13 protein-coding genes are annotated in these 16,822 nt (G+C 66.1%); 3 read left to right on the top strand and 10 right to left on the bottom strand.

Features of this window, described 5'->3' with window-relative positions; genetic code table 11:
• Positions 1-26: 26 nt before the first annotated feature.
• Positions 27-1,028 (bottom strand): AraC family transcriptional regulator, encoded by a 1,002-nt coding sequence (locus J2T47_RS04525; RefSeq protein WP_253442841.1) that lies wholly within the window; start codon positions 1,026-1,028, stop codon positions 27-29.
• 364 nt (positions 1,029-1,392) lie between these two features.
• Here J2T47_RS04525 and J2T47_RS04520 point away from each other — a divergent pair, with 364 nt between their 5' ends.
• On the top strand, positions 1,393-2,694 hold the full coding sequence (locus J2T47_RS04520; protein WP_253442838.1) for a dicarboxylate/amino acid:cation symporter: 1,302 nt from the start codon (positions 1,393-1,395) through the stop codon (positions 2,692-2,694).
• A 520-nt stretch (positions 2,695-3,214) separates the two neighbouring features.
• Here the strand turns inward: J2T47_RS04520 and J2T47_RS04515 are convergent.
• From J2T47_RS04515 to J2T47_RS04505, 3 genes are all read right to left on the bottom strand, one after another.
• A complete protein-coding gene (locus tag J2T47_RS04515) occupies positions 3,215-4,606 on the bottom strand; it encodes an adenylate/guanylate cyclase domain-containing protein (protein WP_253442835.1) in 1,392 nt (463 codons plus the stop codon).
• Positions 4,607-4,747: 141 nt separating this feature from the next.
• Complete coding sequence (locus tag J2T47_RS04510) at positions 4,748-5,332, bottom strand: HD domain-containing protein (protein ID WP_253442832.1); 585 nt, start codon at positions 5,330-5,332, stop codon at positions 4,748-4,750.
• A 151-nt stretch (positions 5,333-5,483) separates the two neighbouring features.
• On the bottom strand, positions 5,484-6,287 hold the full coding sequence (locus J2T47_RS04505; protein ID WP_253443772.1) for a helix-turn-helix transcriptional regulator: 804 nt from the start codon (positions 6,285-6,287) through the stop codon (positions 5,484-5,486).
• 212 nt (positions 6,288-6,499) lie between these two features.
• Between J2T47_RS04505 and J2T47_RS04500 the strand changes: the two genes are divergently transcribed.
• Positions 6,500-7,864: an APC family permease gene (locus J2T47_RS04500; RefSeq protein ID WP_253442829.1), complete on the top strand. Its 1,365-nt coding sequence runs from the start codon at positions 6,500-6,502 to the stop codon at positions 7,862-7,864.
• 19 nt (positions 7,865-7,883) lie between these two features.
• A complete protein-coding gene (locus tag J2T47_RS04495; RefSeq protein ID WP_253442826.1) occupies positions 7,884-8,981 on the top strand; it encodes a DmpA family aminopeptidase in 1,098 nt (365 codons plus the stop codon).
• Between the two features lie 207 nt (positions 8,982-9,188).
• Here the strand turns inward: J2T47_RS04495 and J2T47_RS04490 are convergent, their stop codons facing one another.
• The 6 genes from J2T47_RS04490 to J2T47_RS04465 form a co-directional block, all read right to left on the bottom strand.
• Complete coding sequence (locus J2T47_RS04490) at positions 9,189-10,187, bottom strand: sulfate ABC transporter substrate-binding protein (RefSeq protein WP_253442823.1); 999 nt, start codon at positions 10,185-10,187, stop codon at positions 9,189-9,191.
• A 189-nt stretch (positions 10,188-10,376) separates the two neighbouring features.
• A complete protein-coding gene (locus J2T47_RS04485) occupies positions 10,377-12,032 on the bottom strand; it encodes a mucoidy inhibitor MuiA family protein (protein WP_253442820.1) in 1,656 nt (551 codons plus the stop codon).
• Between the two features lie 147 nt (positions 12,033-12,179).
• Positions 12,180-13,022, bottom strand: coding sequence for an ion transporter (locus J2T47_RS04480; protein ID WP_253442816.1), 843 nt, complete (start codon positions 13,020-13,022; stop codon positions 12,180-12,182).
• 82 nt (positions 13,023-13,104) lie between these two features.
• Positions 13,105-14,352 carry a serine/threonine transporter SstT gene (sstT, locus tag J2T47_RS04475; protein ID WP_253442813.1) on the bottom strand — a complete coding sequence of 416 codons (1,248 nt, stop codon included), beginning with the start codon at positions 14,350-14,352 and terminating at the stop codon, positions 13,105-13,107.
• A gap of 205 nt (positions 14,353-14,557) precedes the next feature.
• Complete coding sequence (gene dapF / locus J2T47_RS04470; protein WP_253442812.1) at positions 14,558-15,394, bottom strand: diaminopimelate epimerase; 837 nt, start codon at positions 15,392-15,394, stop codon at positions 14,558-14,560.
• Positions 15,395-15,427: 33 nt separating this feature from the next.
• Positions 15,428-16,330, bottom strand: a complete 903-nt coding sequence (locus J2T47_RS04465) for an urea transporter (protein ID WP_253442805.1) — start codon at positions 16,328-16,330, stop codon at positions 15,428-15,430.
• Positions 16,331-16,822 lie beyond the last annotated feature (492 nt).

Below are 16,822 nucleotides of genomic sequence, written 5' to 3'. Positions count from 1 at the left end.
GCCCGCTCCTGCAGGTTGAAGCCGAGTTATTCTCCCTGCTGCGCCCGATACGCCCCCGGCGTCAGTCCCGTCCATTTCTTGAACGCCCGGTGGAACGCCGAAGGCTCGGAGAAACCGAGCTGGTCGGCGATGTCCTGGATCGAGAGTTCGGCGCGCCCCAGGCAGTAGATCGCCAGGTCGCGGCGCAGCTGGTCCTTCAGTTCCTGAAAGTTCGGTCCTTCCTCGCGCAGGTGGCGGCGCAGGGTCTGCGGACTCATGTGCAGTTGCGCGGCGACCTGCTCCAGGTCCGGCCAGCTGCGGCAGTCGCGGCCGAGCAGGCGGCGGATCTGGCTGGTCAGGCTGTCGCCGCCGTCGGGGCGGGCGAGCAGGTCGGCGGGGGAATCCTTGAGGAAGTGCTTGAGCGTGCGCTCGTCCTGCAGCAGCGGCATGTCCAGGTAGCGCGCCTGCAGGAGCAGGCTGGTGCTGCCGGCGGAAAAGCGGCGAGGGCAGGGGAACAGCAGGTCGTACTCGGCCTGGTGCTCGGGGGTCGGGTAGCTGAAGGTGGCTTCCTCCAGGCGGATGCGCTGGCCGATCAGCCAGCTGGCCAGGCGGTGCCAGATCAGCAGCAGGCTCTCGGCGAGGAAGTGGTCCGGGTCGCGCAGGTGGGTTTCGTCCAGGGTCAGGCGGGCGCGGTCGCCGTCGCGCACCAGCTCGATCCGTGGCGCCTCGGGAAACAGTCCGTAGAACAGTGCGCCGCGTCCCAGGGCCTTTTCCAGCGTGCGGCAGTGGATGATCGCGTTGCACATCATGGCGAAGGTGCCGCGCTTGCTGGGCATGGCACCGAAGCCCATGTACTCGTCGTCGAGCACTTCCCACAGGCGTTGCATCAGGCAGGTGAACTGCGACGGGTCGATCCGCGCGCGGGGCTCCTCGAGGATGGCCGGGGCGATGCCGGCGTCACGCAGCAGGACTTGGACATCCAGCCCCTTGCGCCGGGCCCCATGGACGGCGGCCCGGACGAAATGGCTGGCAATGGTGCGTTCACGCATGAGCGGTCCTTGTTGTTCTGGCCGCGCGTCCAGAGGCGGGCGGCAATCCCGATCGAACCTGACCGGGGTTCTACAATCTACGGTACGAAGGCCGTGGCGGATACCCGCCAGAGGGCGGGAAACCCGCCACCCGGAAGGCGGGAATCCGCCATCACTGGGGCCTTCCGTGCCGCGACTTTTTACGGAAGTAATTGAATTTAAAGGGATTTAATATTTTTAAAAGGTCTGGCACAGCACTTGCCATATGCGATCAAGGCCTGCCTTCTGGCACGCCCTGAAAACAAATTCTCCCATTGCAGGGAGATAACGCGTTCGGTCTTGTGTTTCCTCCCAGGGAGCACTCGCCCGTGAGGACAGAGCTGCCATGACCAAGCAACCCTTCTACAAAAGCCTGTACGTGCAGGTACTGATCGCCATCGCCATCGGTATCGCACTCGGCCACTTCTACCCCGACACCGCCAAACTGATGAAGCCGCTGGGCGATGGCTTCGTCAAACTGATCAAGATGGCCATCGCGCCGATTATCTTCTGCACCGTGGTTACCGGCATCGCCGGCATGCAGAGCATGAAGGCCGTGGGCAAGACGGGCGGCATGGCACTGCTGTACTTCGAAATCGTTTCCACCATCGCGCTGATCATCGGCCTGGTCGTGGTCAACGTCGTCCAGCCGGGTGCCGGCATGCACGCCGACGTCGCCACGCTGACCGCCGAAATGAACAAGAACGCGGCGCTCACCGGCTTCATCGCTTCGGGCGAGAAGCAGAGCACCATCGACTTCTTCATGAACGTCATCCCCAGCACCGTGGTCGGCGCCTTCGCCAACGGTGACATCCTCCAGGTGCTGTTCTTCTCCGTGCTGTTCGGCTACGCGCTGCACCGCCTGGGTGACTACGGCAAGCCGGTGTTCGAGTTCATCGATCGCATCACCCACGTGATGTTCAACATCATCAACGTGATCATGAAGGTCGCTCCCATCGGTGCCTTCGGTGCCATGGCCTTCACCATCGGTGCCTACGGCCTCGGTTCGCTGGTGCAACTGGGCCAGCTGATGCTGTGCTTCTACATCACCTGCCTGCTGTTCGTGCTGGTCATCCTCGGTGGCATCGCCCGCGCCCACGGCTTCAGCATCCTGCGCTTCATCTCCTACATCCGCGAAGAGCTGCTGATCGTGCTGGGTACCTCGTCCTCCGAGTCGGCCCTGCCGCGCATGATCGCTAAGATGGAGAAGCTGGGCGCCGACAAGAGCGTCGTCGGCCTGGTGATCCCCACCGGCTACTCGTTCAACCTGGACGGCACCTCGATCTACCTGACCATGGCCGCGGTGTTCATCGCCCAGGCCACCGATACCCCGATGGACATCACCCACCAGCTGACCCTGTTGGTCGTGCTGCTGATCGCCTCGAAGGGCGCTGCCGGCGTTACCGGTTCGGGCTTCATCGTGCTGGCTGCCACCCTGTCCGCTGTCGGCCACCTGCCGGTTGCGGGCCTTGCGCTGATCCTGGGTATCGACCGCTTCATGTCCGAAGCCCGCGCCCTGACCAACCTGGTCGGAAACGGCGTCGCCACCATCGTGGTCGCCAAGTGGTGCAAGCAGCTGGACGAGAAGACCCTGTCCACCGAACTCGCCGCAGGTCCTGGCAACTCCGCGGAGTTGCAGCCTTCCTGACGGGTTCGCTAAAGAGCAATTCGGCCCGGTGAACGTGAAGCGCCGGCGCCTTTCCAGCCCGCTCGATTGAGCGGGCTTTTTTATGGGCGGGTGAAATGGCCGGGGCCATTGTAGGAGCGACGGGGGGCGCCTAGCTCTTGCTCGCGAACGGATTTGCCGGCGGCTGCGGAGTTGGGCGGGTTCGCGAGCAAGCTCGCTCCTACAAGAGTTCCGTGCCTGCGGTTGGCCTGGCGGCGGGAGAGCCAAGTCGGTGGGGGCTGGGTACATGCCGGCGGCTCCCTCTCCCTACCCTCTCCCTGAAGGGAGAGGGGACCGTTCAGCACAGGTTGAAACCAAAGTGTCAGCCGGCACAGGCGGCTCCCTCTCCCTTCGGAGCGGGGCGCGCAGCCAGGGCGGGGGAGAGGGCATGCCCTATTGCAATATTTCGGGTAGGAGCGGACTTCGTCCGCGATAGGCTGGGCGCCAGCGAGGAGGGTGGTACTACCGCGAAAACGAGATGCCAGCGAGAAACGCCGGACGATCAGAGAATGATCTTGTCCTTGAGCTTCTCCGCCGCCTGCTGCAGCGCCTGGATGACCCGTTCCTTGTCGTAGTTCTGCACGTTGTTGGTGTCCAGGTACATGGAGAAGCCCGGTACCTCGTGCTCGACGAAGCTGGGGTTGGAGCCCAGGTCGCGACGGAAGTCGACCACCTGGTAGATCTGCACCGGCTTGCTGAAGCCCTTCACGGCGATCTGGCCCTTGTCGCGGCACATCAGCACGTCCTTGACCAGTGAGTAGGTCTCGTGGCTGATCAGGATCTCGCCGGCTTCGGCAGCGCTTTCCAGGCGGCTGGCGAGGTTCACTTCGCGGCCGATGATGGTGTAGTCCATACGCGTGTCGGCGCCGAAGTTGCCCACGGTGCAGTAGCCGGTGTTCAGCCCCATGCGCACTTCCAGCGGCTTGGTGATGCCCTGGGCACGCCACTGCTGGCGCATGACCTTCATGTGCTTGCGCATGGCGACGGCCATGGACACGGCCGCCACGGCGTCCTTCTTCGCGCCCTGGGTGGCCGGGTCGCCGAAGAACACCATCACGCAGTCGCCGACGAACTTGTCGATGGTGCCGCCGTACTTCAGGGCGATCTTCGACATCTCGTTGAGGTAGTTGTTGAGCATGTCGGTAAGGGCTTCGGCTTCGAGTTCCTCGGACAGCTCGGTGAAGCCCTTGATGTCGGAGAAGAACACCGTGAGCTTCTTGCGCTGGGTCTCCAGGCGCACCGTGCGCTTGCCGCTGAAGATCGACTCCCACACCTGCGGTGACAGGTACTTGGCCAGGTTGCTGGCCAGGCGCGCGGCCTTTTCCTGCTCCAGGGTGATGTCCGAGCGGGCCTGGGCCAGGCGCAGGCCCTGCTGGTGCACGAAGAAGGCGGTGATGCAGATGTACAGGGTGGAGAACAGCACGCTGACCAGGGCGACGATGCTCGGCGTCTGGCCCTTGTAGGCCGGGGCGATCAGCGCGGCGCTGAGGACCGCGGCGCTCAGCGCCACCAGCAGCGCCAGGCCCAGGGAGCGCAGGCCGCCGATGATCAGCGCGGAGAAGGCGAGGATCAGCACCAGCATCAGGCTGGGCACTTCGGCGAAGCCCAGCAGCGTGGTGGCGATGCCGGCATGCAGGGCGTCGATGAACAGCAGCACCAGGCGGGTGCGTTGCGGGTTGTCGCGCTTGAAGCGGCGGCTGACCTGCTGGGCGAGGTGCGGGTAGAGCAGGGCATACGGGATCATCCAGAGGATCTCGTAGCCGAAGTACCTGGCGAAGGTGCCGGCGGTGATGGTGGCGGCGATGGCGATATACGCCAGCACGCGGGAATGGTACTCGCGCAGGGGAGTGGGGGTGAGCGGAGTGCTGGATCGCTCAAGAACGTTAGGCTTCATGCGCAAGAAACTTCCCTGGTGCGCGTAGGCTCGTGGCCAGTTGCGCGTCTGATTTTGGGAGGAATCTTATTCCATGCGCAGCCCCCGAGCCAGCGGCGGTTCGCCACTCTTCGTCGCGGACCGCCGGTCGCCTCGGGACCCTCAGGCCATCGTGCCGTCTGGCTTCTGGTAGATCGAACGGCGCGGCTGGGCGAAGACCCGGCGGAGCATGGGTTCGAAGAACTCCAGGGGCAGCACCTCGCCCTCCGGATCGAAGGCGGCAGCGTCGTAGCGCGCGCAGAATTCGATGGTCTGCTCGAACTGCGGGTGGTCCTTGAACTGCTCGCGCAGGTGCCGGTCCAGGCCCAGGTGATGGAAGAAGTAGTAGCCCTGGAAGATCGCGTGCTTCTCGATCATCCACAGGTTCTCCTCGCTGACGAACGGCTTGAGGATGGCCGCGGCGATGTCGGCGTGGTTGAACGAGCCGAGGGTGTCGCCGATGTCGTGGAGCAGGGCGCAGACCACGTATTCCTCGTCGCGGCCGTCGCGGTGGGCCAGGGTGGCGGTCTGCAGCGAGTGGGTCAGGCGGTCCACCGGGAAGCCGCCGAAGTCGCCGTCGAGCAGGCGCAGGTGGGTCATGATCCGGTCGGGCAGAAGCGCGGCGTACTGGCCGAAGTCCTTGGCGATGATCGCCCAGTCTTCGGCGCTGCCGTCTTCCATGTGGGTGAAGTTGGCGCGTGCGTTCATCAGGCTGTGCTCTCTTGTGATTGTCGTGGCGTGTCTGGATGGCACGGCACCAGTCTAGAAGCCTGGCGGGGACGCGGTAGTGTCCGTGCAGCGCCAGCGGGGTGTCCCGGCGCGCGCGAATGGCGCGGCATCAGCCGCGCCGATGGTCAGCTCAGGGATTCTGCGGGTCGTGGCCCAGCGACTGCAGGAACAGCGAGAACAGCTCCGGCTGCGAGGAGATGTCGAGCTTGTTGTACAGGTGGCGGCGGTGGACCTTGATGGTCTCCGGCGAGATCGCCAGGCGCTCGGCCATGGCCTTGGAGGAGTAACCCCGCAGGATCAGCCGGGCAATCTCCAGCTCGCGCTCGGACAGCACGCCGGCGCCGAAGTGGCTCAGGGCATCGCGCACCTGCACCGCCACGCCGTCGCTGGCACCAGGCAGCAGGCGCTGGCTGCGTTGCTGCCAGTGCTGCTGCATCAGCGCCAGCACCCAGGGGCAGAGCATCGCCAGCAGGCCGGTCTGCTCGCCATCGAACAGCTTGCGCATCCCCAGTGACAACGACAGCGCGCCCTGGCCGGGCAACTGGAGGATGAACTGCACCTCGTCCTCCAGCACGTTGTCGTGGAAATAGCTGAGGAAGTACTCGCTCTGGCGGAACTGGTCGGGAGATATCTCCTCCAGTCGATACAGCCCGCTGGGCACGCCCTCGCGGCAGGCCTGGTAGAACGGGTCGAGCTGGTACAGGCCATCGAGGTAGATGGCCATGGCCGCCGGGCCGGCGGTGGGCTCGGCATCGTATTCCTCGAGCGCCACCGGGGTGCCGCTGGCCGGGTAGAGCATCGCCAGGGCGTTGTCGAACGGCAGCCACTGGTGCAGCAGCAGGACCAGTTGCTTCCAGAAGCGCGGCTGGCCGATCTGCTCGATGGCGCGGCCGAGGTTGGCGTGCATGCCGACCTCGCGGAACAGGGTGTGCATCGGCGGTTTTTCTCCGAACGGGACGGCGTGGGTTCGGCCCACGGTTTCCTCCTTTTACCTGCCGGCCGTCAAGGGGGCGTAACCCCAAATGGTGATTGGCCGCTCCACGTGCCACGCACAGACTCAGCGCCACCTGACGCCCCGGGCAAGAGGGCGCAACAAGGTTTTCGTTCCTGCCTCAGCCACCAATAACAACACGAGGAAACAACGATATGAGCGCTTCCCCTGCGCCAGCGAGCGCGCTCAAGCCCAGCCTGGGCGTGCTCGACGTAGTCGCCATCACCGTCTCGGCGGTCACTCCCGCCAGCTCCGTTTTCGTCATCGCTCCCTTCGCCATCCAGCAGGCCGGCAGCGGCGCCTTCCTGGCCTTCGTCTTTGCCGGCTTCCTGGCGCTGATGTTCGCCTGGTGCTACGCCGAACTCGGCCGTGCCCACAGTTCCGCCGGTGGCGAGTACGTCTATGCCAAGCGCGTGTTCGGCGGCCTCGCCGGGTACGCGACCTTCCTCACTGTGCTGGTCTCGTTGCTGTTCATCCCGCCGGTACTGGCGACCGGCGCGGCGACCTACCTCAACAATGCGCTGGGGACGAACTTCGACACCCAGACCGTTGCCCTGGTGATAGTCGCCGCCAGCTACGTACTGGGCATCCTCAACATCCGCGTGAACGCCTGGATCACCGGGGTGTTCCTGCTCTGTGAAGTGGCGGCGCTGCTGGTGATAGTCGTCCTTGGCTTCGGCCACGTCAGCCAGCCGGTGAGCGTGCTGGTGCAACCGCAGCATATCGACGGCGGGATACTGGCTGCCGCGCCCTGGGCCCTGGTGATCGGCGCCGTGGGCACCGCACTGTTTTCCTACAACGGCTTCGGCGGCGCGGTGCTGCTGGCCGAGGACATGAAGTGCGGCGGGCGCAACGTGCACCGTGCGGTGATCTGGTCGCTGGTGCTGGTGGTGGTGATCGAGATCGTCCCGCTGACCGCCCTGCTGCTGGGCGCGCCGTCGCTGAAGGAGATGATCGCCAGCCCCGATCCGGTCGGCTACCTGCTCACCGCGCACGGCAACGCAACGCTGTCGCGGCTGGTCAGCGCCGGCATCTTCCTCTCGGTGTTCAACGCCATCGTCGCCATCGTCATTCAGGTCGGCCGGGTGATCTTCAGCAGCGGTCGCGACGAGCTGTGGACGCCGCTGATGAACCGCGCCTTCACCCGCATCCACCCGCGCTGGGAGTCGCCGTGGATCGCCACGCTGTTCCTCGGCGTGCCCTCGGCAGCGCTGAGCTTCAGCTCGAACCTGGAGGAGCTGACCTCCTTCACCGTGCTGCTGCTGGTGATGGTCTACCTGGTGGTGGCGCTCTGCGCGCTGTTCAGCCGCGTGCTGCGCCGCGACCGCGAGCACCCCTACCGCATGCCGCTGTGGCCGTTGCCGGCGATGCTGGCGGTGGTCGGCGCCGGTTACCTGCTGCTCAACCTGCTACTGGACGCCTCCTCGCGGGACGTCATGATCATTGTCGGGATACTGGCCGTGTCGGTGATTCTCTACAGCACCTACGGCAAGCTCAGCCCGGCCTTCCAGAAGCTCTGAAACCCTCGAAGGAGACAGCATGCGCGCTCGTCAACTCGGCATCACCCTCGGCCTGGGCACACCCGGCGAGTTCAACGCCATCACCGATGTTCCCGGCATCCGCGTCGGCCACAGCACCCTGATCGGCGAGCGCAACGGCAAGGCCGTGCGTACCGGCGTCACGGTAGTGCAACCCCGTGATGATGCGGCGCGCCGGCAACCCTGTTTCGCCGGCTGCCACGTGCTCAATGGCAACGGCGACGCCACGGGACTGGAATGGATTCGCGAGGCGGGCCTGCTGACCACGCCTATCGCCATCACCAATACCCACAGCGTGGGCACGGTGCGCGATGCGCTGATCGCCGCCGAGCATGCCGAGCTGGCGGACCCGTCCGTCTACTGGTGCATGCCGGTGGTAATGGAAACCTACGACGGGTTGCTCAACGACATCTGGGGCCAGCACGTCGGCGCCGAACAGGTGCGCGAAGCGCTGTCCGCCGCGGAGTCCGGCCCGGTGCGGGAAGGCCCGGTGGGTGGCGGCACGGGGATGATCTGCCACGAGTTCAAGGGCGGCATCGGCACCTCCTCGCGCAGGCTGCCGGTGGAGCAGGGCGGCTGGACCGTGGGTGCGCTGGTGCAGGCCAACCATGGCCAGCGTCGCGAGCTGCGGGTGGATGGCTATCCGGTTGGTCGTCACCTCGGTGATCTGCCGTCGCCCTTTGCCGAACAGGGCACGCCGGGCATGGGCTCCATCGTGGTGATCCTCGCCACCGACGCGCCGTTGCTGCCACACCAGTGCCAGCGCCTGGCGCAGCGCGCCTCGCTGGGGATCGCCCGCACGGGGGGCGGCACCGACGACTCCAGCGGCGACATCTTCCTCGCCTTCGCCACCGGCAACCGCGACCTGCCGTCAGCGGACTACGGGCGCAAGGACCTGCCCTTCGCCACGGCGCTGGAGATGGTCAACAACGACCATATCTCGCCGCTGTTCGCCGCCGCCGCCGAGGCGGTGGAGGAAGCCATCGTCAACGTGCTGCTGGCCGGCAAGGACATGCGTACCGATGACGGCGTGCTGGTGCCTGCCTTGACTGGGGAGCGCCTTCTCGCAGCGTTGCGCGAGGTCGGCTGGATGGGGTGATGTAACGCATTTGCAGGATGTGTAGGAGCGAGCTTGCTCGCGAACGGATTTTCCGGCGGCTCCAGAGCTGGGCGGGTTCGCGAGCCAGCTCGCTCTTACGAAAAACAGTTGGCGGCGGAGTATCCCTGTAGGGGCGGGGATGCCGTGCCATGAAAAAAGCCGGAGCTGCCCTGCAGCTCCGGCTTTCGTCTTTCCCGTCCCGGCGAATCAGTTCGGGGTGTAGATCTGGTCGAACACGCCACCGTCGGCGAAGTGGGTCTTCTGCACGGTGCGCCAGTCGCCGAAGGTCTTCACCACGGAGAAGAAGTCCACCTTGGGGAAGCGGTCGGAGAACTTGGCCAGCACTTCCGGGTTGCGCGGGCGCAGGTAGTTGTTCGCCGCGATGGTCTGGCCTTCCTCGGACCACAGGTACTTCAGGTAGGCCTCGGCTTCGGCGCGGGTACCTTTCTTGTCGACCACCTTGTCGACCACGGTCACTGGCGGCTCGGCTTCGGCGGAGACGGTCGGGTAGACCACTTCGAAGCCGCCACGGCCGAATTCGCGGGCGATCATCTCGGCTTCGTTCTCGAAGGTCACCAGCACGTCGCCAATCTGGTTCTGCATGAAGGTGGTGGTCGCCGCGCGGCCGCCGGTATCCAGCACCGGGACGTTCTTGAACAGCTGGGCGACGAATTCCTTGGCCTTGGCTTCGTCGGCGCCATGCTTCTGCGCGTAGCCCCAGGCGGAGAGGTAGGTGTAGCGGCCGTTGCCCGAGGTCTTCGGGTTCGGCACCACCACCTGCACGCCCGGCTTCACCAGGTCGTCCCAGTCCTTCAGGCCCTTGGGGTTGCCCTTGCGCACGATGAACACGGTGGCCGAGGTGAAGGGCGCGCTGTCGTTGGGCAGACGGGTCGCCCAGTCCTTGGGCACCAGGCCGCCGTTGTCGGCCAGGGCGTCGATGTCGGTCGCCTGGTTCATGGTGATGACGTCGGCCGGCAGGCCGTCGATCACCGCACGGGCCTGTTTGCTGGAACCGCCGTGGGACATCTGGATGGTGATCTTCTCGCCTTTCTCGGCCTGCCAGTGTTTCTGGAAGGCGGCGTTGTAATCCTTGTAGAAGTCGCGCATCACATCGTAGGAGACGTTGAGCAGGGGCTGGGCGGCCTGGGCGGCGGAGGCCAGGGCAAGGCCGGCGGCCAGCAGCGAGGCGCTGAACAGACGTTTCACGAGCAGTTCCTTTTGGCAGTTTTGTTGGGTGTCGATTATGCCGGCAGGTTATATGGCACTTAAATACTTAAAGGCTATTTGCTTATGCGGGGAGCACGGATCGAGGTTCCCCATGTTCCGCACCCAACGAAGGGGAAGGTTGCCCGGCAGCCTGGCAGGCCTGCCGGGCGATGACTGCCCCTTGCTGCGTCACTCCAGCCCGCTGACTTCCAGCTCCTTGGGATACTCGACGCTGAACTTGAAGGTGGTGCTGCGTTTCTCGCCCGGTTTCAGCTGCCAGTCCCACAGCAGCTTGCCGTCGTCCTCGCGGGCGGCCGCCTGGCTGTCGGGCTCCAGCAGGGTGACCTTGATCTGCTCGTTGCGCGAGACCGGCAGCTGGTCCTTGAACTGCAGGCGCTGTTCGGTCTTGTGGTTGTTCTGCGCGTCGATGCGGAACTCGTAGGTGATGCGCTTGCGGCCGCCGGTGAGGCCCGTGTAGTCGGTGTAGCGATTGACCAGCTTGCGCTTGATCGACATCGCTTCGTCGCCGCCCAGGGCCAGCTCGAAGGTCTCGCCCGGCATCACCGCGCGCAGTTGGCCGCTGGCGACGAAGGTGTTGCCCAGGTAGGTGTTGAGCGTGCCGGGCAGCAGCGGATAGTCGCTGGCGTTGCGGGTATCGGCCTGCAAATAGGCGGCTTCGCGCAGCGACGGCGTGGCCAGGTAGCGCAAGGTTGCCGGCAGTTTGAACTGGGCGATGGCGACCTTCTGCGAGCTGCCGTCGCTGTTCAGCGTGGCACGGGTCGGAATGTGGAAGGAGGCGCTGGTGGTGGCGCCGCTGACTTCGGCGACGGCCACCGGCATGTCAGCCAGCGAACCGGCCACGGCCATCTCGTCGGCGACGAAGCGCTGGGCCTTCTTCGCCTCCAGCGCCATCATCGGCGCGGCTGGCGCCGGTGCGGGGCGGGCGGCCATCACCGTGCGCGGGTCGAAGGTGTCGACGAACCACGGCGACAGCGCCGGCACGTTGCTGCCCAGGTTGGGGCGGGCGGTGGACAAGGTCAGGTCGACGTCGGTCCAGTCTTCGCCGCTGCTCTGCCGGACAATGCCCTGGTAGGTCATCTCGATCTGTTCTTCGCCGTCGCGCAGGCGGGCGTCGTAGGCTGGGCGCCAGGAGGCGTCGTAGAGCGTGTAGCTGAGTTGCAGTTGGACCTGCGCGGGCTTCTCCAGCGCCACACGGAGGATCGCACGCTTGTAGTGGGTGCCGTCCCCGGCCAGGTGGCTGCGCTGGTTCTCCAGCTCCTGCTTGCGCTGCTGCAGTTCCTCGCCCTGCTGGTCGAGCTTGCGCTGCTCGTCGAGGATGCGGCCGAGGTTGCCCTCGCTCATCTGCAGCAGGTTCTTCAGTTCGTCGATGCTCGGCAGTGCCTGGTTCTTGCCGGGCTTGGTGCTGCTGGCCTGGATGTCGGCGAGGAACTGCTTCTGGTTCTCCAGCACGCTGCCTCGGTCGCTGATCTCGCGCTCCTGCCGCTCGATGTCGCGTAGCTGCGAGTCGAGCTGTTGCAGGCGGTTGTCCCCGGAGGGCGGCGACACCTGCGGCGCGCTGCTGACATCGAGCAGCGTGGCGGCGGCGCTGGCGCTGAGCGAGGCCTGCAGGCTGTTGTCGTCGATGCGCAGGGGCAACTGCTCCAGGGCGATCTCGTGCTGGCCGGCGGGCAGCTGCAGGGTGGCGGTGCGGGTGACGATGGCGCGGTCGGTGTAGACGGTGACCGCGCTGATGCGGCTGTCCGCCACCTGTGGCGCGGCCAACAGCGAGGTGCTGGCCAGCGCGCCGGCCATGGCGAGGATCAGTGGGTGGAATCGAAAGGGCATGTGCTCACCTCGCGGCCTGGAAGGCGGCCGGCACTGCGGAACGCCACCACGGCGTCCGTCCATGGAGCGTGTGACGAAGGGGAAGTTGGAAACGGGTTGAGTGCGGGTGAGGTCGTGCTGCACTGAGTGACGAATGGTGATTGGAGGTCAGCGTCGGGCGGCGTCATCCGCTCGTGGGAACAGCGGGTTGCCGCAGCGCGAGCAGAACGCTGCCTCGGCCTCGTGGCTGGCCTTGGCGCAGGCCGGGCAGGGCTTGGCCAGTTGCCCGGCTGGGCGCATGGCATTGTGCAGCTCGGCGCTGAAGATGCCGGTGGGCACGGCGATGATCGAGTAGCCGGTGAGCATCACCAGGCTGGCAATGGCCTGGCCCAGGCCGGTTTTCGGGGTGATGTCGCCGAAGCCGACGGTGGTGAGGGTGACGATGGCCCAGTAGATGCCCCGCGGGATGCTGGTGAAGCCGTGCTCGGGCCCTTCCACGACGTACATCAGGGAGCCGAACACCGTCACCAGGCTCATCACCGAGACGAAGAACACGGTGATCTTCTGCCGGCTGCCACGCAATGCGGTGAGCAGGAAGTCGGCCTGGCGCAGGTGCTGGCGCAGCTTGAGGATGCGGAACACCCGGAGCAGACGCACCACGCGGATCACCAGCAGGTACTGGGCTTCGGGGTAGAACAGCGCAATGACGCCGGGCAGCACCGCCGCCAGATCGACCAGTCCGTAGAAGCTCAGGGCATAGCGCAGCGGCTTGGGCGAACAGTACAGGCGCAGCAGGTACTCGATCAGGAACAGGCCGCTCATGATCCATTCGAGCACGCTGAACACTGCGCCGAACTGCTGGTGGATGCGCGCCACGCTGTCGAGGAAGACCACCAGCAGGCTGGCGAGGATGACGATCAGCAGGGCGCTGTCGAAGCGCCGTCCGGCCGGGGTGTCGGACTGGAAGATGATGATGTAGAGGCGCTGGCGCCAGGTGGGGGATGCGGCCATGGGGGAATCCAGGTGACAGATTCACACACCTTAGCCGAGATGCGCCGGGGCGGCCGCAGCCACCCCGGCGCCGGAGGAGCCGTCAGGCGCGTTCTGTCGCCGGTTGCTCGTCGACGTCGCCCTCGGCGATGCACGCCGTGGCGGTGAACAACACGTCGGTGGAGGAGTTCAGTGCGGTCTCGGCCGAATCCTGGAGGATGCTGATGACGAAGCCGACCGCCACTACCTGCATGGCAATCTCGCTGGAGATGCCGAACAGGCCGCACGCCAGCGGGATCAGCAGCAGCGAGCCACCGGCAACCCCCGAGGCACCGCAGGCGCAGAGCGAGGCGACGACGCAGAGCAGCAGGGCGCTGGGCAGGTCCACGGCGATCCCCAGGGTGTTCGCCGCGGCCAGGCTGAGTACGCTGATGGTGATCGCCGCACCGGCCATGTTGATGGTGGCGCCCAGCGGGATCGATACCGAGTAGGTGTCCTCGTGCAGGCCCAGGCGCTGGCACAGCTGCAGGTTGACCGGGATGTTGGCTGCCGAGCTGCGGGTGAAGAAGGCGGTGACGCCGCTTTCGCGCAGGCAGGTGAGCACCAGCGGATACGGGTTGCGACGCAGCTTGATGAACACGATCAGCGGGTTGACCACCAGCGCCACGAACAGCATGCAGCCCAGCAGGACGCTGAGCAGGCGCAGGTAGCCCAGCAGGGCGTCGAAGCCGGACTCGGCCAGGGTGCTGGCCACCAGGCCGAAGATGCCCAGCGGGGCGAAGGCGATCACCACGCGGACGATCAGCGTCACGCCGTTGGCCAGGTCTTCGACCAGGTCACGGGTGGTCTGGCGGGCATAGCGCAGGGCAATGCCCAGGCCCACGGCCCAGCCGAGGATGCCGATGAAGTTGGCCTCCAGCAGGGCTTTCAGCGGGTTGCTGGCAATACTGAAGAGCAGAGTGTTGAGGACTTCGCCGATGCCACCGGGGGGCGCGGATTCCGCCGCGGCGGCAGCCTTGAGCACCAGGGTCGAGGGGAAGGCGAAGCTGGCCGCGACCGCGACCAGGGCGGCGGCGAAGGTGCCCAGCAGGTACAGCACCAGAATCGGCCGGATGTGCGTGCGCTGGCCCTGCTTGTGGTTGGCGATGGACGACATCACCAGCACCAGCACCAGCACCGGTGCGACAGCCTTCAGGGCGGAAATGAACAGGTTGCCGAGCAGGCCGACGGCTCGCGCCGCTTCGGGCCAGACCAGGGCAAGGGCGATGCCGCAGAGCATGCCGATGAAGATCCGCATGACCAGGCTGGTGCGCTTGAGTCGCTGCAGGAAGGTGGGAGCTGGAAGAGTCATGACATCATTCGCTGCTTTGAGTGGGATCGCACCGCCGGGACGGATACGAAAGGGCGCGGATTATGCCGTCTGTGTCCGGCAAATGCGCGGTTACCCGTCGATTGAAGGGGGATGCGTGCGTTTCAGTCGGTGCCAAGCCGCAGTCTGGATGGCCGCGCGCGGGCCGGCATTGATCCATGCCAGTCGCGCGGGGAATAGGCAGGGCTCAGCCGAGGTCGGCGAAGGCTTCCGGGTCCAGGTCGATGCCGGCGACCCGTTGCACGGCGCCGCGCATGGTCACCTGGAAGTCGTCCGCGACGCGGATTTTCAGCTGGCCGCCGGCCAGATGCAGGTCGATGTGCTCGTCGCACAGGCCGAGCTTGCGCGCCACCGAGGCGGCGGCGCAGCTGCTGGTGCCCGAGGACAGCGTGTAGCCGGCACCGCGCTCCCAGATTTCCACGCGCAGGGCATCGCGGGACAGCCACTGGACGAACTGCACGTTGGTCCGGCGGGGGAATAGCGGATGGTTTTCCAGCAGCGGGCCGAGGCGGCGGGCCAGCTCCGGGCTGGTCTCATCGACGAACACCACGCAGTGCGGGTTGCCCATGGAGACGGCGTTGATCTGCAGCGTCACGCCGTCGATCTCCAGCGGGTACTGCAAGGCCTCGGGAGCCTCGATCAGCACCGGAATCTTCGTGCAGGCGAACTCGGCGCGGCCCATGGACACCTCGACGGTGCGGCCCTCGTCTGAAACCTGGCTGGTGACGGTGCCGCCGGCAGTGACGATATCGAACGGCTGCCCGGCGACCAGCCCGCCATCCCACAGATAGCGGGAGAAGATGCGCAGGCCGTTGCCGCTTTTCTCCGCCTCGGAGCCGTCGGGGTTGAGGATGCGCAGGCCGAAGGCGGCATCGCTGTGGTTCGCCAGCAGGATGCCGTCGGAGCCGATGCCGTGGTGGCGGTCGCAGACGCGCCCGATCTGCGCCGCCGTCAGGGCGAACGGCGCGTCGCCGGCATAGACCAGGTAGTCGTTGCCCAGGGCCTGGTATTTCACGAAGTTCATCGCTGCGATCCGTCGCCGGAAGAAGGCCCTCGACTATACACGCGGGCCGCTGTTTTCCCTTCGTGGATCGTGCAGCAGCGCTTCCAGCGCGCGCTGGCCAAGGATCACCAGCCAGCACGCGAGGATGAAGGGCGCGGTGAAGGCGGGCAGGCCGATGAGGGCAAAGCAGGGTTGCAGCAGCACCGCCAGGACGATGCCGCACAGCGGCGCCAGCGGGTTACGGAAGCGCAGCGACAGGGCGATGCCGGCCAGCGCGCCGTTCAGGCCGAGCAGCCCGGCCTCGGCCGAGGCGGTCGGCAGGTCGAACAACGGCGCCAGGGCCAGTGCGCCTGCAGCGCCAGCCAGCGCCCAGAAGGCGGCGCGGCGCTCGACCAGCAGCAGGCCGAGGGCGATGGTCAGGCCGGCGAGCGGCTCGCCGAGGAAGATCACTTCGCCAAAGCCCTGTGCGGTGGAATCCAGCAGCGGATTGGCCACGCCGCAGGACAGGCAGGCGCTACCGCCTGCCGGCGCAAAGCCCAGAGCCGTGCCTAGCGCCACCGAAACCCAACCCAGCAGCACGAACGCCGAGGTATAGGCCGGCAAGCCGAAGCGCCGACGCGACTGACGCAGCAGGACCGCCTGCACGGCGACGCTGGTGAGGATGGCGGCAACGGTCAGCATCACCAGCCCCAGCGACCACTGGAACTGGAAGGGCAGCAACAGGCCGATGAGGATCGGGTTGTAGTCGTGCAGGCCGGCGTCGATGTCCGTCTGCGGCTCGCGCACGAAGCGCGCGGTGAGCGGGCCGAGCAACGCGCCTAGGAGGGCGCCGGGCAGCAGGTGCGGCGCGGACCAGGCGATGGTCAGCAGCAGGATCAGGCCGAAGCGGGCGTCGGCCTGCAGGTAGATCTGGCCGAAGCCGATCAGCCGGTTGGGGATGAGCTGGTTCAGGTGCATGGGTTTTCTGGGCAGTTGAAAGTGACTCCGCAGCGCCTCGTGGGGTGTGGGGCATCGAGGCCCCATCGGCGGGCGCTGCGTGAGACTCTTGTGACGCCGGCATACGGGGCCGCGCCACGGGTCTGGAAAAAGAAAAGAGGTTGTCGGCGGGATCACCGCCAACAACCTCAAAGTTCCATGGCCAGCATTGGGAGTTGCTGCGTGGGGGCCATGGACCGACAAGCATTCGGTACACAGATAAGGTCAATCCCGGACGGACGGGGACGCGGCCCCGTATTCCCGGCCCCGTCCGTCCGGGAGTGACTCGGTGCGGAGGCACGCGCATGGGCGTGGCTCCTGAACTTGGTGTTGCCTCTATCGCTTCCCTCTCCCTAGCCCTCTTCCTGAAGAGAGAGGGGACAGTTCGGTATTGCCGGTAACTCCGGCGTTCGCCTGCTGCCGTTCAAGCTCCCTCTCCCTTCAGGGAGAGGGTTGGGGAGAGGGGCTCTCAGG

Source organism: Pseudomonas nitroreducens (genome assembly GCF_024170165.1).
Classification (GTDB): Bacteria; Pseudomonadota; Gammaproteobacteria; order Pseudomonadales; family Pseudomonadaceae; genus Pseudomonas; species Pseudomonas nitroreducens_C.
This window is presented reverse-complemented; position numbering and strand designations above follow the sequence as displayed.

Coding starts and splice junctions, on each gene's coding strand:
- J2T47_RS04495 (WP_253442826.1), top strand. CDS start 7,884: ATGCGCGCTCGTCAACTCGGCATCACCCTCGGCCTGGGCACACCCGGC.
- J2T47_RS04520 (WP_253442838.1), top strand. CDS start 1,393: ATGACCAAGCAACCCTTCTACAAAAGCCTGTACGTGCAGGTACTGATC.
- J2T47_RS04515 (WP_253442835.1), bottom strand. CDS start 4,606: ATGAAGCCTAACGTTCTTGAGCGATCCAGCACTCCGCTCACCCCCACT.
- J2T47_RS04525 (WP_253442841.1), bottom strand. CDS start 1,028: ATGCGTGAACGCACCATTGCCAGCCATTTCGTCCGGGCCGCCGTCCAT.
- J2T47_RS04465 (WP_253442805.1), bottom strand. CDS start 16,330: ATGCACCTGAACCAGCTCATCCCCAACCGGCTGATCGGCTTCGGCCAG.
- J2T47_RS04480 (WP_253442816.1), bottom strand. CDS start 13,022: ATGGCCGCATCCCCCACCTGGCGCCAGCGCCTCTACATCATCATCTTC.
- dapF (WP_253442812.1), bottom strand. CDS start 15,394: ATGAACTTCGTGAAATACCAGGCCCTGGGCAACGACTACCTGGTCTAT.
- J2T47_RS04505 (WP_253443772.1), bottom strand. CDS start 6,287: ATGCACACCCTGTTCCGCGAGGTCGGCATGCACGCCAACCTCGGCCGC.
- sstT (WP_253442813.1), bottom strand. CDS start 14,352: ATGACTCTTCCAGCTCCCACCTTCCTGCAGCGACTCAAGCGCACCAGC.
- J2T47_RS04485 (WP_253442820.1), bottom strand. CDS start 12,032: ATGCCCTTTCGATTCCACCCACTGATCCTCGCCATGGCCGGCGCGCTG.
- J2T47_RS04510 (WP_253442832.1), bottom strand. CDS start 5,332: ATGAACGCACGCGCCAACTTCACCCACATGGAAGACGGCAGCGCCGAA.
- J2T47_RS04500 (WP_253442829.1), top strand. CDS start 6,500: ATGAGCGCTTCCCCTGCGCCAGCGAGCGCGCTCAAGCCCAGCCTGGGC.